Below are 24,192 nucleotides of genomic sequence, written 5' to 3'. Positions count from 1 at the left end.
CCGATCGCCCTGTGCGATCGCCCCAACTGCCCCCCGCCGCTTCTCCCCAATCCGTTTCGCCCCCTTCGCCAGCGGGGCCACCCCCGCCACCAGGGCCCGATGACTTGGTGGCCCGCAGTGCCCGTAGCTTGGCGCAATTGTTCAATGGCGAAATTGTGCAGGTAGACGATCTCGACATGTTTTGACCGGCGGTTGGGGCGATCGCTCAGTTGACCGGTGGGCGGATGGAGCCGATCGCGGCTAAGGCTGGGTCTGGTTGAACCGTTTGCTCAAACCGTTCGCTCAACGTTTTTTCAGCTTTTTCAGCCTCCCTTTGCGCCCTTGTGGGTGGCGTTGGAGAAAATTTTCAGAAAGTAGTTGCTTTTTCTAGGGCTTCCGGTTATATTTGAATTCGCGCCGCGGGGTAGAGCAGTCTGGTAGCTCGTCGGGCTCATAACCCGAAGGTCAGTGGTTCAAATCCGCTCCCCGCCACCAAATCATCTGAACATCAAGTCAGAGCGAACTGAAGAAGAGACCCCTCAAAAGTCTCGAAATCTGAAACCCTAAAGACCGCCCCGCTACGAACCCGTAGCGGGGCACTTTTGGTTTAGTGCGATCGCCAGATTTTGGTGCGATCGCCGTAGCAACGAATTGATCAACCCTTTGATCAGCCCTCAATTGGCAGCGGGCTACAGAACCCTTGGCCCTTCAGCAAAGGCTTGGGCCACTTGGCGATCGGTCGCATCCACCACAACTCCAATGATTGGCCCCACGGCTCCGCCCACACGAATCAACACATCCTTCACATCGGGACTGCCAAAACCCACAATCCGCGAATAGTCGAGGGAATTATCAAAAAATAGGTCTACCTGACGACTGATCGCGATGAAATCTCCACCGTTGAAGTCAAAATCCACAATCACATCGGCGTTCGCAATGGTTGTGGTGGCATCATCAACCGCCAGGACGAAGGTATCGCGCCCAGTGCCGCCGATTAGGGTGTCGATGCCCAAGTCGCCGGCCAGCAGATCATCACCCTCTTGGCCGTAGAGAATATCGTTGTCGCGACCGCCACGAAGGGTATCGCGTCCTGCGCCGCCTTCTAGTTGGTCGTTGCCCAGGTTGCCCGTGAGCAGGTCATCCCCATCGCGACCAATTACAAAATCAAAGCCCTGGCCCCCAAAGAGCACATCGCTGCCTTCGTTGCCAATCAGGGTGTCGTTGTCGCTGTTGCCATAGAGGGTGTCGTTGTCGCTGGAACCGTTGATGTAATCGTTGCCTGCGAGGGCCCGCACACCCAGGCGGCCCTGCTGGCCGGCTGCGAGGGAGATGGTTTCGCTGTTGTTGGTGAGATCGAGATAGTCAATATCCGTCCGAGCCATGGTGAAGAATCTGTCCTCTGTTCAGGAATGGGTGGTCTTTAGGAATGGGTTAGGAGCCGTCCAGCAATACCGAGATGACCCGGGCAAGTGGAGCTGAGCTGGGTGTTATCGCCGCTCGCGGCTGTTCATGAGGGCTTCCCGAACGCGCTGGATTGACCAGCCCCCCCGCAGCCGTTCGAGGTAGGTGCGCATTCCTCGGCTGTCGGCCCGGCGACCCAAAATTTCTTGATAGGCGCGATCGATGGCGGATTCGGCCTCGCGGCTGTTGGCTAATTCGTCCCGCACCCGTTGCAGCGACCAGTTGCGATCGCGCACCCGATCCACGTAGGTACGCAGTCCGTTGCGATCGGCGGGCCGGCCCAACACTTCGCGATAGAGCCGATCGATCCGATCTTCCAAGTCCTGTCGATCGCCTCGATAGTTGTTGCGATCGTTGTCGTAGTCGTCGCGATACCGTTCTTCGTTGCGATCGTAGTAGCGATAATCATCCCGATCGCGGTCTCGATTCCGGTTGCGATCGCTGTCCGATCGGCTGCCATCATCACAGCGCAACTGGCCCCCTTCCCAGCGGCAGGAACTTTGGGCCATGGCTGGCTCGATCGCGCCGCCCCCATGGGCCACTCCTAACCCTAACAATAATGCTGCCAATGCAGTACAGGTGCGGTTCACAGAACGGTTCATAGGAATCATCTCCTGATTGAATGGTTGAGCCTCCATTGTGTCTCCTGGGGAGATGTCACGATGGATGAACTGTTTTTTGATTGTTTGGCATCCCTCTGAATTAGCCACAAACCTCCAGGCTCAGTCTCTCGGCTCTGGGGGCGGAATTCAGGAATTGCAGGGATTTTTTTGGATTTTTTCCGGTGGCATTAACATCAGTGAAACAGCATGGAATGATTCATGAAATTTTCCAAACTATTCATGAAGCTCTCCAAGCAGTCACCCGAAAAAGCATTAGCAAAACGACTCATGTAACTATCAACAAAACCAGCCATAAACGATCAAGCCTGTGTTTAACGGTAAAGGGGACAGCAGCCGAATTTGGGTGGGTTTTAGCCGCTTGTTGCATTGTCTTGCCCTCGGAACTTTTTGGGCCGTGGGGCCGTCTCGCGCCCCTTCTGAATCTTCCGGTGGTCGTTGGCTCAGAATGGAGACCGAAGGGGGCTGAAAGGCTGATTCACTGGGCATTTGAGGGGCAGCATGACCACGGGAACGCTAGGTTGGGGTCAAAACCACCCCGTACAATGAAGCCATTCCTTAGCGCGACGGCTCCAATGGGAGCTGCTTCGGCCGTGTTGTCACAACCAAGTCGATCGAACTGGCTGCCTTGGGTCGATGTGGCAGCGATCGCAGCGTGGGGAGCGCTGATGTTGCACTACTGGCACGGTGGCCGCTTGGCCCTGCTGATCCATCCCGCCTATCACGGCTTGGTGGTGGTCACGGGGTTTTTGTTGCTGATGGCGGCGGCCAGTCTGGCGATTAATTTGGTGCAATCTGGGCGGTTGTTGCGGCGGCGATTGTCGTTGGCGGCGGATCCTGACTCAGAACAACACATCAGTTTGCTGCCCAAGGGGTGGGCAACGCTGTTATTGCTGTTGGCGGCGATCGGGGGGTTTTGGATTGCGCCGCAGCCCCTCACCAGCCACAAAGCTTTGCAACGGGGCATTGGCGACCCCACCACCGCGATCGCCCGTGCGCCCAAGGCCTTTCGCAGCAACAAGCGCCCGGAACAGCGATCGCTGATTGAGTGGGTGCGGACTTTGGAGGTTTATCCCGAACCGGAAGCCTACCGAAACCAACCGGTGAACATCAGCGGTTTTGTCACCAAGGTGGAGGGCTATCCGGCAGATGTGTTTTGGATTTCGCGGTTTACGATCACCTGCTGTGCGGCGGATGCTTACCCGATCGGGCTGCCCGTGCGCCGGCCGGCCAATATGCCGGACTATCCCCCTGATACTTGGCTAGAAATTCAGGGGCGAATGGCGGTGGATGAAATCAAGGGCGAGCGAGTGTTGAGCATCGCGCCACAAACGATGCGCCCGATTCCGGTTCCCAAAAATCCCTATGAGTTCTAGATGAGTTTTGGGCATGACCCTTGGGCGTGACTTTTGGGCATGACTTTTGGGCATGACTCTTGGGCGTGATTTTTAGGGGCGATCGGGCGGCAGCAAAGGCGCAATCCGGCGCAATCAGGCGCAATCCGGTGCAATCAACTGAGGAATTTCTGATTGGGTATGTGGCGATCCGTGCAACATCGATGGCAAAACAGCCCCAAGGGCAATCCCCAATGGCAACCCATTGACCGAGCCGCCTGGCTGGTGATCGCGGCTTTGGTGGTGGCGATCGCGGCTTTGTTGGTGCTGGGCGATCGATCGGCGGCGCGGGTGCGTGACTTCTCATGGGCCGATCGCACCATTGGGGCGGACGATCGCGCCTTTGTGTTGGCCTTCAATCGGCCGATGAATCGAGACAGTGTGGAGGCTAATTTAAAACTGGATCCTCCCCTGGAAGGGAAAGTTAGCTGGGCCGGCACTCGCATGGCCTTCACGCTCGATCGCCCAGCACCCTATGGCACTAGCTTTCAGCTTCAGTTGGGAGCCGGGGCCCGCGATACCCGCGAAGACAGCAAACCGGCGGAGTCCTTCTCGGCGGCATTTCGATCGCGCGATCGGGTTTTTGCTTACATTGGCACCGAAGGCGAGGAAGCCGGCCGCCTGATCCTGTATGAACTGACCCAGCAGCGGAAAACCATCCTCACCCCGCCGAACCTGTTGGTGAACGACTTCAAGCCCTATCCCAACCGCGATCGGATCCTGTTTTCTGCCACCGAAACCAGCACCCTGGAAAAAACCGACAGCCCCAGCCTGCTCGAACAGCAGTTTTATACGGTCACCACAGGCTTGAGCGTCACCAACCAAGCGCCTGAACCGGCTGGCGAGGTGATGCCAGTCTTGGATAACCGGGATTATCAAAACTTGAAATTTGACTTGGCCCCCGACGGTTCGGCGGCCCTGGTGCAACGGGCGGAGCGCAAAAATGCCAGCAATGTCAGCCTGTGGCTGCTGCGCGATCGGCAAACGCCCCAAAAGCTGGAGAGCCAGGGCGGCGGCGAGTTTGTGATTACGCCCGACAGCCAATCGATCGCCATCACCCAGGGGCAGGGGGTGGCCATTTTGCCCCTGCCCAAAGCTGACATGGGCAACAACGATCGCTACCGGCGGGAAATTCAACCCCTGGACTTTTTACCCAAGTTTGGAACCGTGTTGGGATTTGCCAGCGACGGTTCAGCGGCGGCCCTGGTGAAATTCAACGGTGACTTTACCCGATCGCTCTTTGTGGTCACCCCCAGCGGCGAAACGGAACTGGCCCGAATTCAAGGATCAATTTTGCGCGCTGAATTCACCCCCGATAACCGTGTGCTCTACGCCTTGGTTACCCAACGGGTTGAGGACGAAAACTACCGCGAACAACCTTATATCGGAGCCTTTGACCTAAAAACCAAGGCCCTGTCGCCCCTGTTGCTGTTGCCGGAGCAGCTCGATATTGCCCTTGATCTATCGCCGGATGGTGCAGCCCTGTTGTTTGACCAAATCGACACCAAGGCAAAGGCCAAGGGCGATCGCGCTGATCAGTCCAATCAGTCTGATCAGTCCAAATCAGGCGAAGAAGAAACCACCCAGGACGATCGGGAGTCAGGACGGGGCAACCGTGCGGATCGATCGAGCGCCGACCCCGAAGCTGCCCGCCGACCCGAAGCCAGTGATGGCAATAAAATTGAGCACAGCCAACTTTGGTTGTTGCCCGTGGCCCAAAATCCCGATGGAACCTTTGCCAAATTGACCCCGCAGGCGTTACCACTGCCTGGGGCCCGTCCTCGCTGGCTCCCCTAACCGAAGTCCGTTGATTAACCCCCAGCAGAAAACGCAAAAAGCAAACAAACACAAAAAAGAATGAGCAAAAAAGATCTCGTCTTCCTCATCCTTTTGGGGTTTATTCCCGTCTCGATCGCGGCGGAATGGTTGCACTGGAGTCCGCTGGTGGTGTTCATCACCGCTTGCTTGGCGATCGTGCCCCTCGCCGCCTGGATGGGCCATGCCACCGAAGAACTCGCCGGGCTGGTCGGCCCCTCCCTGGGGGGATTGCTGAACGCCACCTTTGGCAACGCCACCGAATTGATTGTGGCCTTGGTTGCGCTCAAAGAGGGCTACGTTGGCGTTGTGAAAGCCAGCTTGACCGGTTCCATCATCGGCAACCTGTTGTTAGTCATGGGGCTGTCGATGTTTTTGGGTGGCTTGCGCTTTAAGGAGCAAACCTTCCAGCCCGTCATTGCCCGCATGAATGCCTCGTCCATGAACCTGGCCGTGATTGCCATGCTGCTGCCCACAGCGGTGAACTTCACCTCCGTGGGCATTGCCGAGAGCGTCTTGCAGAAGCTTTCGACGGCGGTGGCGGTGGTCTTGATTTTGGTCTATGTGATGACCCTGCTGTTTTCCATGAAAACCCACAGCTATCTCTACGATGTGGCCGTGGCAGAAGGGGACGTGCCCGATCCGGAAGCCAGCGACGAATCGACCGGCGAAGGGGAAGCGCACCGGCCAAACCTGCCCCTGTGGGTGGGGGTGTTGTTGGCGGCCACGATTTTTGTGGCGATCGAGTCGGAATTGTTGGTGCATTCCCTGGAAACGGCCACCGAACAGTTGGGACTGACGGAACTGTTCACCGGGGTGATTTTGTTGCCGATTATTGGCAACGCAGCAGAGCACGCCACCGCCGTCACCGTGGCCATGAAAAACAAAATGGACTTGTCCGTTTCGGTGGCCATGGGTTCCAGCTTGCAAATTGCCCTGTTTGTGGCTCCGGTGTTGGTGATTGCCGGTTGGTTTTTTGGGCAACCCATGGATTTGAACTTCCAACCCTTTGAGCTGGTGGCCGTGGCCGTTTCGGTGTTGATCGCCAACTCCATCAGCTCCGACGGGGAATCCAATTGGCTGGAGGGGTTGCTGTTGTTGGCAGCCTATTTGGTGCTGGGTTTGGCCTTCTTCTTCCACCCCACAATTGCCAGTTAGGAACTTGAGGGCATCGGTTTTTGGGGAACAATGAACCTGACGGACGCTTGGGAAGGGGAAACCATCACGATCGCCACGATGCATGGCAAGGAACAGGTGATTGCGCCGATTTTGGAGCAAGCCTGGGGCCTGCGCTCGATCGTGCCGTCGGAACTGGATACGGATCGGTTTGGCACCTTTACCCGAGAGGTCGATCGACCCGGCGATCAGCTTGCCACGGCCCGGGCTAAGGCCCGGGCGGCCTTGGCGCTAACCGATGGGTCGATCGCCCTGGCCAGTGAAGGTTCCTTTGGCCCTCATCCCAGCGTCCCCTTCGCGGCGGCTAACCGGGAATTGGTGCTGCTGATTGATCAATCCCTGGGGCTGGAGTTAGTCGGTGAGGCCATTTCCCTAAAAACCAACTATCGCCAAGGACGGGTTCGCAGTTGGGCGGAAGTGGAAAAATTTGCTGAAACCATTGGTTTTCCCGATCACGGGCTGGTGGTGGGTTGGGGCGAACCCCAAAACCTTCAGGGGGTGACGAAGGGCCTGCGCGATCGCTCGGCCCTGGCGGCGGCCGTCACCGAGGCCCTGACCCGATCGGCCGATGGCTCCCTGTGGGTGGAAACGGATATGCGAGCCATGCATAACCCCACGCGAATGCAGGTGATTGCCCAAGCCACGGAAAACCTGGTGGCCAAGGCGCGATCGACCTGTCCCGTTTGTCACTGGCCGGGGTTTTGGGTCACGCAGCGGCTGCCGGGGTTGCCCTGTGGTGAATGTGGGCTGCCCACGCCGCTCATTCGCCTGCATCGCTCCATTTGCGATCGCTGCGGCCACCAACAGGACGATCCCTTTCCCCAAGGCGAAACCACTGCGGATCCCACCTACTGCCCCTTCTGCAATCCTTAGGGCCTCAAAAACCAGGGCCTCAAAAACCGGCTCAAAGCTCGGAACCAAAATCAACAGCCAAATCAAAAGCTCCAGCAATCGATCGGGGACTGCAAAACCGGCCCTGGATGGGTTCGATCGCTCCTCATGGAGATTACATTTTTTTACATACTCTCATTTTCAGAGATTTTGGATTAACAGGCGATCGAGAACAGAATCATTGGCGATCAAGCGCGAATTAAGCGCGAACCGATTGAGATTTTGCAATTTCCAAAGAAGATCAAATTTATTGAATCTTCAATCTCTGAGAAAAGCTTACAAATACTTGCAAAAAACCGCCTTTGGAGTTGAGAAGAATTGCGGAATCCTACTTTTCTCAAATGACTAAGCTTAATTACTCATGCCCTAACCTATGCTGAAGCAGGTTGTGGTTTAAACCTCAGAAGAATGTTGTTCAACATTGTTGGCAATTTGATGGATTAATCTATTCAGTTGCCTTCTTTAAAATCTCCTTCCCTGCTAGTGCCAATCTGCTCTGGACTGCACAATCTTTTGATTCCAATTTCCAGAGCAGTTCTTCAGCAAAACTGAGCAGATTCCAAAAATTTGGCTTCAGCTTTGGCTTCGGCTTTGGCTTCCAACCAGGAGCCACCGAGCTTCTATAAATCCGGAATTGAAACTGAAAGAGTGATTGGTTTATGGCACTTCCCCTTCTGGATTACCCCCTGACTTCTCAAAACCAGCGAGTGGATGGTTTTGAAGTTGCCAATCAAGGTGGTTTGCGTCTCATCACCAATGAGATTGATGAGGTGATTCACGCGGCCTATCGGCAAATTTTTAATGAGCAACAGCTAACGGCCAGCAGCCGTCTTTTGGCGCTGGAATCTCAACTGCGCTGCGGTCAAATTTCGGTGCAAGACTTCATTCGCGGCCTGGCCACTTCCGAAGTGTTTCGCACGCGCAATTACGACACCAATAATAATTATCGCTTTGTGCAGATGTGTGTGCAGCGAATTTTGGGTCGCGAGGTTTATAACGATCGGGAAAAACTGTCTTGGTCGATCGTTTTGGCCACCGAAGGTTTGAATGGCTTCATTGACTCGTTGCTCAACAGCGAGGAATATCAAACCCACTTTGGACGGGACACGGTTCCCTATCAACGGCGGCGGATTTTGCCTCAGCGATCGAGCGGTGCAGTGACCTTTGCGCACACGGCTCGCTATGGCGAAGATTATCGCGATCGCTTGCCGAAACCCATGGATGTGCAGTTTGGTTTGTTCAATTGGGAAACCTTTATGCGCCAGGCCGATTGGCCCACGGCGATCGGTTTGTTGGCGGGCATGTCGCTCTTGATTGCGGCGTTGTTGCTGTTCTCTGTGACGATCGGAAGCAGCGCGGCCTAAGCCGTTTCTCTTTTTTGTTGTATGTAGATCAATCCTTCCCTTACAGATCAACTCGGCTCAATGCAGCCTAGGATTCTGTGAGCAAAGCCAGACGACCCAGATGCTGCTTCGGGAGTTTTCCGTGCTCTCCCGAGGCAGTTTTTTAGATTTTCAGATCGCAATTGCTGATCAAGACTGAATTAGAGGATGTCTACAAGGTATTTTTTAGCGTGGATCAAGCACAAATCGTCGCTGGGGCAAGGGTCTTAAGCTCCTTGTCTTTGTTGTTTGGTCAGACCCGTAAGGTAGCAATTTAGGCTTTTCAGACACCCTTGTATTGACAGGTATTGATAGCCCAATTGATGAGGTTTTAACTCCAATCTTCTTCATCGCGACGACGGCTATTGACCTGATAAATATTGCCTTGGGCGTGCAATTCGCGAGTTTTTTGATAGAGTGATTCCTCATCAAACCCCCAGCGGCTGAGGGCTTTGTCCAGGTCGGCTTGAATTTGTCTGGCTCCCGGAAAGTTGCGATAGCGAATTCGTAACCTGGCTAATTCACAAACATAAAAATCGGTGGGATCGCTGGTCAAAATGGCTTGCACCAAGTTGCGATCGACCATTTCTTGTGGGTGTTGTTGATCTTGCTGTTTCATGTTCAATTACGTTTTTACTTTTTTTATTTTTATTTTTATTTACTTTTAACTTGTCTTTCTCTCTGTTTTCTCTCTTATTTTGACCTTACTTCTGGTTGCTGTTTTTCGGCTTCATCGTTTCCCAAACGCCGGCCGTGGCGCTGGCTAAGCCTGATAGGCCCAGTGTGGCCACTGTCCCGATCGCCTGGGACAAGAACAGATGCACCAAAAAGCCAAACCCGAGAAAGGGAATGACACTGAAAATGGAGGCATAAAAAGCGTTTTGGGATTCGCGAACAGTCCGAGTTTTTTCAAATTCTTCCGTGGAAAAATAGAGTGATCGCTCGGCAAAGTCAAACCAGCGAATCAAGAGATCCATCAGCCGATCGCTCACGGCCGGCAACGCCAAATAGAGAGCGAGTGACCACAGGCCTGAACTTGCCAAAAGGGCTGCATCCACATGCAGAGACAATGGCAGCAGATCAGTAAACATAGGGCTTGGGGTCACTCATGGTGCTCGGTATTATACCCGATTTGTAGCGTAATATACATTTCCTCATTGTTCACCATCGGCTAGCATCGGGTTGTGTTGCGGCGAAACGGCCCAACGGCTGTTACTTGGCTCGCGATGAGAACAGGGCAAAAGGCATTAGGAACTGTAGAAACTGATGGATTCTCTTGCGCGACTTTCTCGATGGTTAATTCCGGCGGCGGTGGCTGGCCTCAGTTGGGGCACGGTTCAGGTTCATCCTATGCAGGCTGATTCCGGGATTCAAGGGTTTGTGTTACCCAGCGGTAACATTATCTGTGGCTCTTGGATGGATGGCGGCCAGGGCTATTTGCGCTGCCATGTGCAGTCGGGGTTGCGGCCACTGCCCCCGCAGCCCGCCGATTGTAATTTGGATTGGGGTCATGAAATCTTGCTGAATGCCAACGGCCAGACCGAGGTGCTTTGTGCGGGAGACACGATCGCGGGCCCATATCCTCGATTGAATTACAACCAGGTTTGGGAGCGAAATGGATTTCGTTGCGAAGCCAAAACCACCGGTTTAACCTGCCGTGCTCGGAATGGTCGGGGCATGTTCTTGAGTCGAGAACGCTGGCGAAAAATCTAGGGGACATTCCTTTGGGTTCTGAGCCGATCGATGGCGGCCAAGTAATCGGGCAGCGGTTCTTGGCCGGTTTGGCAAGCGAGCCGATCGACTGCAATTAAATCACTGCCAAAAAAGACCCGATCGAGCGGTAGGGTTTGCCCTCGATCGGGTCGATAGTCGGGGCTGAAATATTTGACCGTGCCATCCACCACCGCCCCGTTAAACAGATGGCCAATGCAGAAATAAACATCCTGCAAAACCTGCGGCACAGAGGGGCGATGGAGCTGGCCACGGGAGTAGGGGCTGCGTGCTTTGTAGCGATCGCGCGGAAAGAGACCGTAGAGATTTTTAAGAGAGGCGGAAATGAGGGGAGCCTCTTTCAAATGGGTGCGTTTGAGGGCCCCGATCGAGATTCGACAGTCCACCTCCCGCAACAGGGCCGGGGCCCACATGGAACGAAAGCGCACGGGTAAGGGCGATTGATTCTCGTATTCCGCCAAGGGCAGGCTGTCCGCATCAACCAGGGCCATGCCCTGATCCAATAACCGATGCAGACCGCGCCGCTGGGCAATTTCCGCGAGGGAAACCGGCGAGCATACACCTTCCACAATCAAGATTTCCGCTTGGGGAGCAACCGATCGCAAGGTTTGCAAAACAGTGGCCAAGACTCGATCGCCCACGGTGACCGGTGGCCCCACGGGATAGCCCAAATTGGGTTTCACTAAAATTCGCTGTGCCCCGATCGCCTCGGCAGGGGGTTGATAGCTCCAAGCCTCGCTGGCCACAACGGCCGTGGGCGGGATGGCGGGGGAAAGGGTGGCAGTCATGGAGAAAGGGGGACGAAGCGATATGGAATCGTTGGGCTAGGTGGCTTGCCGGCCCAGATAATCCGCAAGAATCATAAACTCGCAATTAACCAGCAAAGGGAGATCGACCCTAGGGAGCTGGTGGTGGGTTGGGTGCGTCGGTGGGTTCCGGATCGGGCGGGTCAAGGCGGGAGCGATCGAAGGCCCGATCGAACGTGGCTTTCATGGCGGCCTGGATGCGATCAGGATCCGGTTTGCGGCCGCCCATCAAGTCTCCGAAATAGACACAGGCTCCCTCTCCCAGGGCCAGGGTATAGGCCGCCGCCCAGGAAGCGGCGATCGCACTGCCAAAGCCGGGGACAAATTTCACCAACTCCCGCCCGATCGCCTGGGCCAGAAATCCGCCCGCGATCGTGCTGATGATGCCGCCCACTTGCGATCGAGTGAGTTTTTGGCCATAGAGCTGTCCCAACAAGCCAACCATGGAAACTTGCAGCGCCGTCAGCACCGGCATAGATGCGAAGGGCAAAGGCACGGCCTCAACTGCCGCCGCGGCCGCCGCAAAGGCCAACACATAGCGCCGCCCCACATCCCGATAGAGGTTGCTGATTTGGCGGCCCGGCTCCCCGTCCAAAACCGAATCCAACAATTGATGGATGGTGCGGGCTTCGGCTTCCGGCAGCAAATCCGCCAGGGCATCGCGCAAGGCTTCCAGACCGTAAAAAGTGGGGTGATAGTCATCCTCCTCGCGGGTGAAATCCAACAGCACAGCGCGATCGAACAGGCCCACAAAGGCTTCCTGCAATGCCGCAAAGGGCCGGGCCACCGCCTCCAAGCCCAGAGGATCCGCCGGGTGATCTTCAACCGTTGCCGGATAAACCTCATGCAAACAGGTGACCGCCAGCAAGCAAGGCACGGCGGGATAGCGTTGGCGCAGGGTGGCGACCACTTGCCGCAGGGTTTCGGTGGCAAAGTCGTTGATCTTCACCGTGAGGATCAAAATTCTGGCCCGATCGGGATCGTCGTCAAAATCCGTCAGCAGGGCTTGGGCGATCGCCTGGCTGTCCCGTTCCGCATCCCCTAAACCCACCGTGTCCGTAAAAATCAGCAGCGGCAACTCATCGGAGGGATAGGCATAGCGTGCCGTGTGTTGCGTGTGGGGCCGAAAGCCTTGGCCCACAATTTCCGCCGAAACTCCCGTTAGCCCTCGGACGATCGAACTTTTGCCCGCCTGGGGTTTTCCCAACAAGGTCACTTCTGTGGTGGGCAGTTGGGCCCGCACTTCCGCCAACACCGCTGCCACCCGATCGTCACTGACGCTAAACCATTGGGTCAGGGATTGCACCCCCTGGGCCAGGGTTTCGCCGGGCTTGAGATGACCTAGGGCGGCAGATAGATCCGACAAATTCTTTGGTAGATTCGGCAAATTTTTTGGCAAATTTGGCAAGTTCGGCAGATTAGGTAAATTCGGCAAATTCGGCAAATTAACCGACCAATTACGAGGCAAATTGGGTAATTCCGTCGGCAAGTTGGGCAGGTTGGGCAAACTGGGTAAATTCGGCAGATTCAAGCCCGTCAGCCGATCCTTTGCCGATTGCCAAGCATTGGTCCACAACCCCGGGCGCTGCGGCTCGCGGGGCGACTCCCCGATCGACGCTGAAGACGGCTCCGCATCCTGGCCCGTTGCGCCTTCTGGAATCATGTCCGGCGGCATGACTTCCGGCGGCTCGATCGCCCCCGACGAGGGCCCATCAGCCGGGCGATCGGCCCCTGAGGCTTTTATTTCTGTTGGTTCAGGAGCGGGGGAATCAAAATCCGGCATATCAGCAATAGTTAGCGGTGGTTGCTGTCTGAAACGGGTCTTGAACAGGTCTTGGACGAGGATCGAGTGAAATTTGAATTTCCTTAAAGTTTGACTGGGAATTTTCGCTTGAAATTTAATAAATTCACTCAAATCTCAACAATCCAAAGCATAACTTTAAACCAAGGATTCAATCTCTCAAAATCGCGGCTGCAATCGGTTAGAACAGGTCTAGCGCCTGAAGATTGTCTGCAATCCCTACACCGCTCCTATCATTCAATGGCATTGGTTACGGGTGATGACGGGTGAGCATTCAGCCCTGGTCTGGGACAGCGATCGCCTGCCAAACTAGAGAACTGGGATTTTGTAGCGAATCGATCGGTTCCTGATAAAAGGTGCTGGCTACGATGGCGGATCCCAGTTGTGTTTTAGGAGTGGCGATCGGATGGTACAGAGTCCTTGGAGAACTGAGCAAGTTCCTCGCCCCAACCGTCAACAGCCGGAACTGTGGCAATTGGCCAATGGTTTGCGGGTGGTTTATCACTATGTGCCCGTTAGCCCGGTGGTGACCATGGATGTGTGGGTGAAGGCGGGGGCTGTGGCTGAACCGATCGCCTGGGATGGGATGGCGCACTTCCTAGAACACATGATTTTTAAGGGCACTGACCGGTTGGGCCCCGGGGAATTTGACCGGGCGATCGAGAGTCGCGGCGGAGCCACCAACGCCGCCACCAGTCACGATTATGCCCATTATTTTGTAACCACGGCGGTGGAACATGCGGAAGCCACCCTGCCCCACTTGGCGGAGTTGTTGCTGAATGCGACGATTCCCGACCAGGAATTTGAGCTGGAGCGATCGGTGGTGCTCGAAGAAATCCGCCAGGCCTATGACAGCCCCGATTGGGTGGGATTTCAGATGCTGCTGTCGCGGGTCTATCCCGACCATGCCTATGGGCGATCGGTTTTGGGCAGTGAAGAATCCTTGATGAAGCGATCGCCCGCTGAGATGCGGCGGTTCCATGCCTGTCACTACCAACCGGAAAATCTGGTGGTGGCCCTGGTGGGAGGGTTGCCGCCCGATCGCGCCCGTCACTTGATGGAATCGGCCTTTGCGGCCTTTGGTCAGCCCCAAGCCTGTCCTCCCCAGCCGATCGGGCAAACTCCGCCGATTGCCACCGTCCATCGCCAAGAGCTACACCGGCCCTATCTTGAACAAGCTCGGGTGATGATGGCCTGGACGGGGCCCAGCTTGCAAGACATTGGCGATACCTATGCTTTGGAAGTGCTGGCCACCGTTCTCGGCATTGGGCGCACCTCGCGCTTGGTCAGCGATTTGCGCGAAGACCGGCAATGGGTTTTGGCGATCGACTGCGAAGCCAGTGCCCAACGGGATGCCAGCTTACTCACGATCGGCGCTTGGTTGGATGTGCGGGATGTGAGCGTGGTGGAAGCCTGCATTTGTGATCATCTGGCCCTGCTGCGCGATCACCCCATTAACCCGATCGAGCTGAAGCGGGCCCAGCGTCTTCTATGCAGCGACTATATTTTCGCCACGGAAACCCCCAACCAACTCGCCAGCCTCTATGGCTACTACGGCCTGTTGGATCAACTGCCCGAAGCAACGGTTTATCCCGATCGGATCCAGGCCGTGGGCCCCGAAGACGTGCAACGGGTGGCACAAAAATATCTTTCCCCCGATCGCTATGCCATGGTTACCTTGGTTCCGTCCTAGAGTGGGATCGATCGACCAAGACAAGGGGTCTCAGTTCCTTGCGCTCATCATGATGAATGCTTGGCAAGTCCGAAAATCAATCGGCTTGCACAGCAACCAACTCCTAACCGTCGATTAACCCGTTGATTAACCCGTTGATTAACCCTTGGTTTTCATGGCCAACTCGCGCCGCCAGAAAAAGGCCGCCGCTCCCCACAGCCCCACCATCTTGAACGTTTCCGAAGCCAGCGTCGCCCAAATGGCCCCCGCCCAGGAATAGGACGGAATCAAGATTAGGTTCAGCACCACATTCAAAATGGCAGCGGTGACTTGAATTAAGCTCCGTTGCCCCTGGTGGCCCGAAGAGGTGAGGCAATCGGCCGCCAAATACTGCATTCCCAAGATCAAATGCACGGGGGCGAACCAACGCAACACCCCGATCGCCTCGCGATATTCCGACCCCAAAATCCACTCCACCACCGGGGCAAAGAAAAACATCCCCAATCCCCCCAGCACCCCGTAGCCCGCGATCAGCGGAAACAGGCGCTTGGCAAACTGAATACTGCCGTCAATGCCATTAGTACCTGCCTGGAAAAAGCGAGCATAATTCGCCGCTCCAATGGCCAAGATCGGCTGGTAGCCCACATCCACAAACCGATAGCCCGCCCCATAGATCCCGGCAGCCTCTTCATTCACCAAGCTAGAGAGCAGGGTTTTATCCGCATTGGCATTAATCGTTTCAGCGGAACCGGCAATCGAAAAGTAAAACCCTTGACCCAGTTCCCACTCGCAATTGGGCTTGGGCCACAGGGGCCAGCCCGCCTGCCGACTGGCCAACACAAAGGCCACAAGGGCCGGCAACACTGACGCAATGCAGTAAAAAATCGACCAGGTTTCTGCCGATCGCCAGTCGGGAACCAGCCACAGGGCCCCCACTGCCAAAAACTTCACGGCACTGAAAAGCACCTTGAGCTGGGCTGGGCGAGCCGCCACCCCCACCGATAAAAACGCCGAACTGCTAAATTCCAGCAGACAAACGCCCCAATAGTCCCCCAGGGCCATCCACAGCACCAACCAGGGGGAAACTTGGCTGCCCCAAATTCGACTCGCCAGCAACATCACCAACCCAATGCCCAGCAGGGAAGACCAGCCCCAAACGAATAGGGACTTCCCCCACTCGGTGCGGAAACTGCTGCGATCGCGCGAAACCGTCCGCATCAACAAGTGGGCATAACCAACCCCAATGAAAGGCGAAAGCATGGCCACCAAGGACAACACCCCGATCAGTTCGCCATACTCTTTGGATCCTAAAAACCGCGCCACAAAAATGAAGTACAGCGCCTGGATCGCCACGCTAATCACCCTGGCGGCAATCATCCAGAGATTGTCTTGCACCGAGGATTTCCCCAGAGTGGTGCGCAGACGTTGCAGGACTCCTTGAAGGTTGGGCATAGGAGCTAGTGAGTGAAGAGTGGAAAGGAGTGGAAAATTGCACCCAAACTAACACCGTCGCTACACAAAACCTCTGGAAAAGATTACGGACTGGTAATACTGGCCAGCAAACGAACGTAGGCCGCTTGATAGTAAATGGCTGGTTCCGTGAGTTCCCAACTATTCACCGGCCAGCCGGTGGGTGAGTCGAGATAGCGCTTTTGGATGGGCTGTTGTTTGACGGATTCTTGGTTGCCGGTGTAGTCGCGGTTGGGCCCGCCCACCAAATATCCGGGAGCCGGGCCCGGTTTTCCGGGGACAACGCGCTCATACTCACCACGCCCCAACCATTCGTGATACATGCTGGTGACCGATCGCTCGGCTCCCAGACTGCCCATGTTGGTTAGGTAAACAAACCCCAAGGGATTCACGCCATGGAGGTAGTGCAGGTGGGCCATAGCCCGGGCTTGTAGGCTGGTGTTGCGATCGGGCACTGCGCCATAGCGAATTGCGTCCCGGTTGCTGTTGCCATAGTTGGCCTGAACTTGGTTGCTGCCCCAGTGATATTGCTCATCGGGCAGTGACACCCGATAGGGATCCAGATCCATACGCAAGCCGTAGGCCTGGGTTTGGGTGCGCACCATGTCCACGAATCGATCGCGGATTTGCTTGACCAAGGCGGCATCTGCGTTGGTCAAGCGGGTATAGAGCAGCAGCGCATCGCCTTCGTGGGCCCGATACCGACCCCAAACGTTGTCGTTCCAAGGCTGGGAAGCGGTGAGATATTTTGCAAGTTGGGTGCTGTAGTCGGGGTTGCCGGTGAGGGCAAACAGGTGAACAGCGGCGGCGGCAGCATTGCCCTGTTGCTCGGTCACGGGGCGATCGGCATCCCCGGCTTTAATTTCTTGGGTGTCGCAATCGGTCTTGAGGGGACTTTGCTGGAACCAGTTCCAAGCCCGAATGGCCCGCTGTTCCAAATCTCGGGACTCCCCTTGCAGGGCGGGAAACTGCCGATAGACTCGGGCCGCATGGGCAAAGGCGGCCGCCGTGGCGATCGTGGAGGAAGAGCATTTGGGCCCGTAATATCGGGGGCGACGATCTTGGCTGGGGCGATCGGCCGCATTGTGATCTAGCACGCCCACCTTGATCAACACGCCGCCATCGTCTTCCTGCATTCGCTTCAGCCAATCCACCTCCCACTTAATCTCATCGATGAGGTCGGGGATGCCGTTGCCCGATTCGGGAATGTTGAACCGATCGGTGAAGGCTCGGGGGTTTTCTTCGTAGGCCGTCAGCAGTTGATTCACCACGGGGCCCGCAAAGGTGCTGTATTTGTTCGTATCACCTGCATCAAACCATCCCCCTCGCAAATCGCGGGCCGTGGCGGGATCATCCTTGGCACTGACCGATCGAGCTTGAGAATCCTGATTGGGGCCCAAAAAAGCCGCCCCATCTTGCCACTTCCCAGCCACAGAACCCGTTTTGTTGAAACCGGCCCGCTGGTAATAAAACACACGTGTGGCGGTTACCAGGTTTTTTTGGTAAACATTGGCCTGAATTTGAAAGGGAAATGATTGCTCGCCCCGTTCCTGATCGACCACCACATAGGTTCCCGATTGTTTCACGGTCGAAAAATCAAAATGCCAGGCCCGATCGCCCGATTGACCGTGGATTTGGCCCCCATTCCAAGGGGTAAGAGCACCCGAAAAAACCACCGCATTAGTCGAGGTATTTCGAACTTCATAAACCGATCCCGGCGTGAAGGCTCGGTTGGCATTTTCACCCCGCTGCGGAGAAGCAATCACCGCCACTTTGGGATCCTGAGGTCGATAGCCAAACTGATCCACCAAAATTCGGGGAATGGGTTCACTACCCCCCCCCGTTCCCCCGTTGAATGGCAGTGATGCCCAAGCCTGCATGGTGTATTGGAACAGCGATTGATTCGCCAAGGATTGAGACCCGAAATCCATGATCCCTAGCCCCGCTAGCAACGCTCCACTCAGCCAAACCCACTTCCAACGTTGCATCACAAACCTTTCTCCTTGGGACAGGTGCTATTAGCCAAATTTCATTGCTAGGCAGGACGACTGAGATCAGAACTTTAGGTAGTTATCTCAGATCATAATTTCAAGTCATAGTTTCAAGAAAAATCAGATCAACTATTCGAGAAAATGACTAGAATGATTCAAGATCGACCAATAATTAAAAATATTCGAATTAAATAATTCTGAAAAAGAATAATTTATTATGTCCTCAGTGTGTATCAAATTAAACAACAAAAAACAGTAATTGAATTGATTGTAAGGCTGATCATGGTTGAACCCATGAATGGTTACTCTCAATTGATCAAATGGGTTGAGGCTGTGGTGCTTGTCAATTCCCAAATTTTGAATTCTTTTGGATTTTAAGTTGGGTTGAGCGCGATGCCACCTGAATTAGCCTAGCCTTTCTATCATACTAATGGAAAAAGCGTCTGGGCCCTGAAGGGAGATAGTCTTTAGATTAATCTTTTTTTGAAAGCAGTCGTTAACCGAATCTTCACAAATTAGGTTTCCAGATTGGCATTATTTTTTGGCGGCACAAACTTGCTGGAAATCTAGCAACTATGCCAACGGGTTGCGATCGGGAAGGAAAAAGAACCGCCAAAAATCAGCCCTAATCCCGCCCGATCGCCCCCTGATCCTCGGCAGCTTTAGGCTTTTAGGAATTCTCGTAGCGCCACCAGTTTTTCCCAGGCGGCCCCGCTTGCCAGAATTTCCTTGGCCCGAGCCACACCAACAGCACAGGCTTCCGGCGACCCGATCGGCTCAGCGATCGCCCCGGCAACTTGGAGGGCCAGGGATGCATTCAGGGCCACGGCATCCCGCTGGGCGATCGAGCCTTGACCTTGAAGCACTTGGCGCAAAATTTCAGCATTTTCGCTGGGATCACCACCCACCAAGGCAGCCGTGGGCGCGGCCGCACAGCCGGCCGCCACCGGATCCAACTCAAAGCGGGCGATCGCCCCATCGGCCAACACAGCCAGATCGGTCACATCCGCCAACCCCCCTTCATCCAAACCTTCGCGCCCATGGAGGACGATCGCCCGCTGAGTGCCCAGCCGATTCAGGGCCCCGGCCATCACCTCAATCAAATCGCTTTTGAAAGTACCGATCACCTGACCCGTGGGCCGCAGGGGATTCACCAGGGGCCCCAACAGGTTAAACACGGTGCGCACCTTCAGGGCTTGGCGAATGGGCGCGACGGCCTTCATGGCCGGATGCCAACCGGGCGCAAACAGAAACGTGATCCCCACCTGATGTGCCGCCGCTTGGATTTGGGCAGGATCTGCGCCGAGGCGAATTCCCAGCGCCTCAAGCACATCGGCGGATCCCGACTTGCTGGAAGCGGCCCGGTTCCCATGCTTCACCACCGTGACCCCAGCGGCGGCGGCCACAAAGGCGACGGCCGTGGAAATGTTGAAGGTGGAAGCCCCGTCGCCACCCGTGCCGCAAGTGTCGATCGAGGGGCTGGGCAGCGGATCACCCGTCACGCTCACCGATTGGCTCAGCAAAACCTGGGCCATCCCAGCCAGCTCATCAGCCGTTACCCCCTTGGCCTGGAGAGCAGCCAAAATTGCGCCCGACAGGGCCGGAGCCAGCCCATCATCCAACCAAGCTTGCATCAGTTGGGCGGCCTGAGCTTGGGACAGGGAGGCTCGATCGAGCAGTTGCTTCAACAGGGTGGGCCCATCAAAGGTCGTGGCGGCGGCAGTCATAACCGAAGCTCCAGGGGCGATCGCGCGAGAAAGTCCAGTGCTAGAATACTATCCGCGCTCAAAATTCCGGGCCCCCAAGCCGAGAATCAGCCCACCAATCCCCCTTGCTTGAGGGCTGGCTAGAGGTTGATTCAGTGGCTCAAAGGCAAGCAATTGGGGTAAAGTAACAACCGCGCGGGTGTAGTTCAGTGGTAGAACGTCAGCTTCCCAAGCTGAATGTCGTGGGTTCGAGTCCCATCACCCGCTTAGTTTCTGCGACACTGCGATTTCAGGTAACCAACAAATCGCTTAGACAAATCGCTCAGATTGCTTGACCGAGTTCCCTGATCACTGCAATGGCATCATTGTGATTAATTAGCCCTGGTTAGGTGCTGCCTCAGTCTTCAGCAAAAATCCGATAACGCTTGGTCAGCAAAACTGTTTTGGGCAACACATGGTGAAGTGGGATGACGATATCTATAACACCCCAGCGTATTCGGTGACGGATGCTGCGCGATATTTGCGTATCCCAGTTGTGACTCTGCGCTCTTGGCTTAAGGGGCGTTCCTATGCCACCCAGATTGGTCAGCAAGCGTTTGAGCCACTGATTCAGCGGCCCGATTTAGCGCTGCCCCAGCTCTCGTTCACAAACCTGGTAGAGGCTCATGTTTTGCGAATTATTCGTGAAACCCATCAGGTCAAGCTTGATAAAGTTCGCAATGCCCTAGATTACATGAGCCAGCAGTTTGACACGGCTCACCCATTGGTGATGAGACGGTTTCAAACCGATGGGGTTGATTTGTTTGTGGATCAAGTGGATCGGCTGGTTAATGTTTCCCGATCGGGCCAGCTTGCCATGCGTGAAACCTTGAAACACCTGCTGACCCGCATTGAGTGGAATGCAGAGGGAATCGCCAACCGATTTTTTCCCATCATTGAGTGGGTTCCTGAGCCAGGCACTGACAAGATTATTTTCCTCGACCCATCCATTCGGTTTGGTAAGCCGGTCATTGCAGGTCAGGGAGTGCCTACCGCTGCCATTGTTAGCCTGATTGATGCGGGTGACTCGATCGACGATGTAGCAGATGAGTTTGATTGCTCTCCTGCACAAGTTAAGGCTGCCATTCAGTTTGAAGCTCAAAACCGTGCCGCGTGACTCCAGCCGATCGCCCTATTTTCTTCATTGATTGGTGCCTCGGAAAGTCGGTGGCCAAGGCCCTCAGGGAGGTGGGTGCTCAAGTTGAGCATCATGGCAATTTTTTTGCCCAAAATACCCCTGACCCAGAGTGGTTGACGGTGGTGGGCGATCGGGGTTGGGTCGTGCTGACCAAAGATGAGGCGATTGGAACCAATAAGCTGGAATTGGGGGCGATCGCCCGTGCTGAAGCAAGGGTTTTCATCTTAGTGTCAGGCAACTTGAACCGTCAGCAAATGGCTGCCTTATTTGTTGAGGTGTTACCCAAATTAGAACGGTTCAGCCAGGGCAACCAAGCGCCCTTTATTGCCAAAATCTACAGAGATGGCAGAGTTGAACGCTGGAAAAATCGTACCCAGTTGCTCAAACTATTGAAGGGGAGAGAATTGCTGGATCTTTGAGAAAATTCTTTGAACATGGAGGCTCAGTCGGCCCAATGAGCGAGAATGGCGGCCACTAGTTCGCAGAAACCTTCTCCCTCAGCGCTGGGAGTGATGTGCGCCGGTTGATGGAGCAGCTCGCTGAGGTAGGGATGCACGTTGGCCACGCCGACGGAGCGGGGAAAAAGGGTCGGGTCAAACAGGCTTTCATCATTGGGGCTGTCCCCGATCGTCAGGATTTGATCGAGGGAACAACCGGGCCACAACAGTTCGATCGCCCGTTGGAGTCCCGCAGCCTTGTTTTGTTCTGGGAGCTTGATGTGGGCTTGCACGGCACTGTAGGTAAATCCCCAGCCCAAGGCCGCCAACGATTCCCCCATGGCCGATAGGGTTTGGCGATCGATGCCCGGCAAATCTGCTAGATCAAAAGTCCAATCGGTGATTCGGAAGCGGTTATCGGGGGCCGGGTGCAGGTGGGGAAAATGATGATGAAATTCTGTTTGGAGGATGCCAAAGACATCGGCCAAGGCATCGCGATGGGTGATCGGGTCGGTTACGTCCACTAGCCATTGTCCCTCGGGGCGATCGCGCCGATAGAGCAGCCCGCCGTTTTCCGCGATCGCCCCTGCGATCGGCAGGTATTCCACCAAGGCGCTAACCCAACCGGCCGATCGCCCGGTGACGATCAGAACGGGAATTCCGGCCTGTTGCAAGCGCTCCAAGGCTAAAAACAGGTGACTGGAAAATCGACCCGATCGGGTCAAGGTGCCGTCCATATCGGTGGCGATCGCCCGAAGGCCGGGAGCAAGGGCAGCGGCCATCGCCGCCAGCGAGGACTGAGGAGACAAGGGCATAGCGATCGACCCGTTTGCAAATATCGCAATGTACAGTGGGGAATGTTTTGGCCGCAAGTGGCGCGATCGCCCCATGGTCTGAATTGTCTGAACAAATTCTGATTCGGCCTTCAACGCTCCTTCAGGCCGTCTAAACCCTGCAAACGTATTTAAACGTATTTAACGGATTGGCTGGACTCATGGCTACCACCGCACTTGATCGGGACGCGCATCTGTTTCACCTGGCTGCCCAGCGAGCGGGAATTCATATGCCCATTTTGCCCGCGCTCCAGGAAGCCCATGATCAGCCAACCCCAGAAGGGGAAAGGGGGTTGGGCTTAACCAGTGCGGATCAAGAACAGGTGGACAGCCTGCCGGATCAGGTGATGGAAGCGGCCCTGTTGGTGCGACGGTTAACGGATTCTTTGATCCAATCCGGTTGGAAGGCCGATCGAATCTGGCAGGTGAACGCTGGACAATATAGCCCTGAAGTGTTGGCTGTGTTGGCTCGGGGGTTTGAAGACAAAACCATTGGCGGGCCAATTCTGGCTGGTTGCTCGCTTGATCGGCTGACGGCCGCCTATCGCCAATTTTGCACCTTGGAGCGATCGACCCAGATTGCTCCCGCCAACACCGCCCTCACCGGCAGCACCTTCACCATCGATCGGGCCCTGCTCGACACGATCGAGCGCCTGCCCCAGTTCTATCAAGGCTACGTGCATCAACGGGAAGCCCTGATTGAAGCGACCCGCATTTGGCGCGGCCTGGCCACCCGGGAGGACACCTTGGTTTCCTTAGGGTTGCCCGCCTTGAACTACACCGATGCGGCCCTGGACACAGCCTTGGTCACCTTCATCCAGCGTTTGTCGCCCAACTATTCCGGCTTTCCTCACCAGCGAGAGGCCCTGTTGCGGTTGGTGCAAATTTGGCGGCAACTGGATTCGCGCCAATCGGCGATCGCCTCACTCAGCGACAGCAACTTAAGCCTGTTGCCCCGTAATTACGATCCGGCCCTGCTGGCCTTTGTGCTGCGGGTTCCGGAGTTCTATGCGGGCAGCGGCACTCAGCGCAATGCGGCCACCGAAACCGTCCGCATGTGGCGAGATTTGGACAATCGTAACGCGGCCCTCACCAGCTTGGGGGTGAATCCGATTGTGTTTGCGAATCCGGCGGCCCCCGAAGCCAGCACCGCCGCCGCCCAGCTCGATCGGGAATTGCTCTCTTTTCTGCGGCGGTTGCCAGCCGCCTACCGAGCAACCCCAAATCAACAGGGTGCTTTGACTCGGTTGGTGCAACTGTGGCGCGGTTTGGAAACCCAGCAGGCCGCGATCGGCTCCCTGGAAACGGATCTGCGCACCATGCAATGGCAGGTGATGATCCTAAAACAGAACACCGTCCTCAAAAGTCAACCGGTTCAGGCTAGCGCCCTGCCGCGAAACGAGGTGGCCGCCATGCCCGCCGGGGAACTGTCGCTGATTGACTCGATCGAGCAAGGAACTCACTATCGAATCCTGACCGTGGAGCCAATCCGCGATCGACGGGAATGGTTTGTTTACCGGGGCCATGCGGACTTTTTGGAACCGGCCACCATGTTGGTGAAAACCAGTACCTTCCTCAAGACCCGCCCCTTGCAGTCCAGCAGCTTGGGCAATGCGGAAAAGGTGGCTCTTTCCCCCGGAGAATTCCAAATTCGCAGCTATGAGGACGTGGGCGATCACCTGCGAATTCGGCTGGTGAAACCCATTAATAACCGGCTGGAATGGTTCATTTTTGAGGGCCACATCACCCTGCTGAATGTGGATGACTATCCCTCACCTCGGGATCCTCAGCCTGCGCCCGCGCCTGCTCCCGTACCTGTGCCTGCCCCCGCGCCCGCACCTGTCCCCCGG

Annotated in this window: 20 protein-coding genes, 2 tRNA genes and 1 pseudogene; 13 read left to right on the top strand and 10 right to left on the bottom strand. The window is 55.8% G+C overall.

Features of this window, described 5'->3' with window-relative positions; all coding sequences use genetic code 11:
* Both AMR42_RS20600 and AMR42_RS14405 read left to right on the top strand, forming a co-directional pair.
* Positions 1-185: pseudogene (locus AMR42_RS20600) on the top strand (ABC transporter ATP-binding protein); the annotation flags it as partial.
* A gap of 212 nt (positions 186-397) precedes the next feature.
* Positions 398-474: transfer RNA gene (locus tag AMR42_RS14405), tRNA-Met, on the top strand.
* A 194-nt stretch (positions 475-668) separates the two neighbouring features.
* Here AMR42_RS14405 and AMR42_RS14400 read toward each other — a convergent pair.
* Positions 669-1,361 carry a calcium-binding protein gene (locus tag AMR42_RS14400; protein WP_099534363.1) on the bottom strand — a complete coding sequence of 231 codons (693 nt, stop codon included), beginning with the start codon at positions 1,359-1,361 and terminating at the stop codon, positions 669-671.
* Between the two features lie 105 nt (positions 1,362-1,466).
* The gene (locus AMR42_RS14395; protein WP_158234488.1) at positions 1,467-2,042 is read right to left on the bottom strand and encodes a DUF4214 domain-containing protein; all 576 of its coding nucleotides are present in this window, start codon (positions 2,040-2,042) and stop codon (positions 1,467-1,469) included.
* A gap of 611 nt (positions 2,043-2,653) precedes the next feature.
* Here AMR42_RS14395 and AMR42_RS14390 point away from each other — a divergent pair.
* The 5 genes from AMR42_RS14390 to AMR42_RS14370 all read left to right on the top strand — a co-directional run bounded on the left by AMR42_RS14390 (position 2,654) and on the right by AMR42_RS14370 (position 8,700).
* Complete coding sequence (locus AMR42_RS14390; RefSeq protein WP_199291510.1) at positions 2,654-3,436, top strand: TIGR03943 family protein; 783 nt, start codon at positions 2,654-2,656, stop codon at positions 3,434-3,436.
* Between the two features lie 159 nt (positions 3,437-3,595).
* Positions 3,596-5,251 (top strand): Ig-like domain-containing protein, encoded by a 1,656-nt coding sequence (locus tag AMR42_RS14385; protein WP_099534360.1) that lies wholly within the window; start codon positions 3,596-3,598, stop codon positions 5,249-5,251.
* Positions 5,252-5,311: 60 nt separating this feature from the next.
* Complete coding sequence (gene cax / locus AMR42_RS14380; RefSeq protein WP_099534359.1) at positions 5,312-6,427, top strand: calcium/proton exchanger; 1,116 nt, start codon at positions 5,312-5,314, stop codon at positions 6,425-6,427.
* Positions 6,428-6,457: 30 nt separating this feature from the next.
* Positions 6,458-7,318 carry a DUF6671 family protein gene (locus AMR42_RS14375; RefSeq protein ID WP_099534358.1) on the top strand — a complete coding sequence of 287 codons (861 nt, stop codon included), beginning with the start codon at positions 6,458-6,460 and terminating at the stop codon, positions 7,316-7,318.
* Between the two features lie 677 nt (positions 7,319-7,995).
* Positions 7,996-8,700 (top strand): phycobilisome rod-core linker polypeptide, encoded by a 705-nt coding sequence (locus AMR42_RS14370; protein WP_099534357.1) that lies wholly within the window; start codon positions 7,996-7,998, stop codon positions 8,698-8,700.
* A 349-nt stretch (positions 8,701-9,049) separates the two neighbouring features.
* Here AMR42_RS14370 and AMR42_RS14365 read toward each other — a convergent pair whose 3' ends face one another.
* Together AMR42_RS14365 and AMR42_RS14360 are read right to left on the bottom strand one after the other, a co-directional pair.
* Positions 9,050-9,343 (bottom strand): DUF3288 family protein, encoded by a 294-nt coding sequence (locus AMR42_RS14365; RefSeq protein WP_099534356.1) that lies wholly within the window; start codon positions 9,341-9,343, stop codon positions 9,050-9,052.
* Between the two features lie 79 nt (positions 9,344-9,422).
* Entirely contained in the window at positions 9,423-9,809 is a 387-nt protein-coding gene (locus AMR42_RS14360; protein WP_099534355.1) for a hypothetical protein, read from the bottom strand.
* A gap of 175 nt (positions 9,810-9,984) precedes the next feature.
* Between AMR42_RS14360 and AMR42_RS14355 the strand changes: the two genes are divergently transcribed.
* A complete protein-coding gene (locus AMR42_RS14355; RefSeq protein WP_099534354.1) occupies positions 9,985-10,431 on the top strand; it encodes a DUF6636 domain-containing protein in 447 nt (148 codons plus the stop codon).
* Here AMR42_RS14355 and AMR42_RS14350 read toward each other — a convergent pair.
* Both AMR42_RS14350 and AMR42_RS14345 read right to left on the bottom strand, forming a co-directional pair.
* On the bottom strand, positions 10,428-11,237 hold the full coding sequence (locus AMR42_RS14350; protein WP_099534353.1) for a DUF362 domain-containing protein: 810 nt from the start codon (positions 11,235-11,237) through the stop codon (positions 10,428-10,430). The genes AMR42_RS14355 and AMR42_RS14350 overlap by 4 nt on opposite strands.
* Before the next feature lie 109 nt (positions 11,238-11,346).
* Positions 11,347-13,038, bottom strand: coding sequence for a GTPase family protein (locus AMR42_RS14345; RefSeq protein WP_234407013.1), 1,692 nt, complete (start codon positions 13,036-13,038; stop codon positions 11,347-11,349).
* 424 nt (positions 13,039-13,462) lie between these two features.
* Here AMR42_RS14345 and AMR42_RS14335 point away from each other — a divergent pair, with 424 nt between their 5' ends.
* Positions 13,463-14,749 carry a pitrilysin family protein gene (locus AMR42_RS14335; RefSeq protein ID WP_099534350.1) on the top strand — a complete coding sequence of 429 codons (1,287 nt, stop codon included), beginning with the start codon at positions 13,463-13,465 and terminating at the stop codon, positions 14,747-14,749.
* Between the two features lie 138 nt (positions 14,750-14,887).
* Here the strand turns inward: AMR42_RS14335 and AMR42_RS14330 are convergent, their stop codons facing one another.
* The 3 genes from AMR42_RS14330 to trpD form a co-directional block, all read right to left on the bottom strand.
* Positions 14,888-16,180: a polysaccharide biosynthesis C-terminal domain-containing protein gene (locus AMR42_RS14330; protein ID WP_099534349.1), complete on the bottom strand. Its 1,293-nt coding sequence runs from the start codon at positions 16,178-16,180 to the stop codon at positions 14,888-14,890.
* Positions 16,181-16,263: 83 nt separating this feature from the next.
* The gene (locus AMR42_RS14325; RefSeq protein ID WP_234407014.1) at positions 16,264-18,186 is read right to left on the bottom strand and encodes a glycoside hydrolase family 9 protein; all 1,923 of its coding nucleotides are present in this window, start codon (positions 18,184-18,186) and stop codon (positions 16,264-16,266) included.
* A 665-nt stretch (positions 18,187-18,851) separates the two neighbouring features.
* Positions 18,852-19,916, bottom strand: a complete 1,065-nt coding sequence (trpD, locus tag AMR42_RS14320; protein WP_099534347.1) for an anthranilate phosphoribosyltransferase — start codon at positions 19,914-19,916, stop codon at positions 18,852-18,854.
* Positions 19,917-20,090: 174 nt separating this feature from the next.
* On the opposite strand from trpD, the gene AMR42_RS14315 reads away from it, so the two are divergent.
* From AMR42_RS14315 to AMR42_RS14305, 3 genes are all read left to right on the top strand, one after another.
* Positions 20,091-20,162, top strand: a tRNA-Gly gene (locus AMR42_RS14315).
* A 187-nt stretch (positions 20,163-20,349) separates the two neighbouring features.
* Positions 20,350-21,051 carry a DUF433 domain-containing protein gene (locus tag AMR42_RS14310; protein ID WP_099534346.1) on the top strand — a complete coding sequence of 234 codons (702 nt, stop codon included), beginning with the start codon at positions 20,350-20,352 and terminating at the stop codon, positions 21,049-21,051.
* Positions 21,048-21,491: a DUF5615 family PIN-like protein gene (locus AMR42_RS14305; RefSeq protein ID WP_099534345.1), complete on the top strand. Its 444-nt coding sequence runs from the start codon at positions 21,048-21,050 to the stop codon at positions 21,489-21,491. The genes AMR42_RS14310 and AMR42_RS14305 overlap by 4 nt, the downstream gene beginning before the upstream one ends.
* Before the next feature lie 23 nt (positions 21,492-21,514).
* Here AMR42_RS14305 and AMR42_RS14300 read toward each other — a convergent pair whose 3' ends face one another.
* Positions 21,515-22,324 (bottom strand): HAD family hydrolase, encoded by an 810-nt coding sequence (locus AMR42_RS14300; RefSeq protein WP_099534344.1) that lies wholly within the window; start codon positions 22,322-22,324, stop codon positions 21,515-21,517.
* Between the two features lie 179 nt (positions 22,325-22,503).
* On the opposite strand from AMR42_RS14300, the gene AMR42_RS20595 reads away from it, so the two are divergent.
* Positions 22,504-24,192, top strand: a 1,689-nt coding sequence (locus AMR42_RS20595; protein ID WP_099534343.1) for a hypothetical protein, incomplete at its 3' end; no start/stop codon positions are given.

This window comes from Limnothrix sp. PR1529 (assembly GCF_002742025.1).
Lineage (GTDB): Bacteria > Cyanobacteriota > Cyanobacteriia > CACIAM-69d > CACIAM-69d > CACIAM-69d.
This window is presented reverse-complemented; position numbering and strand designations above follow the sequence as displayed.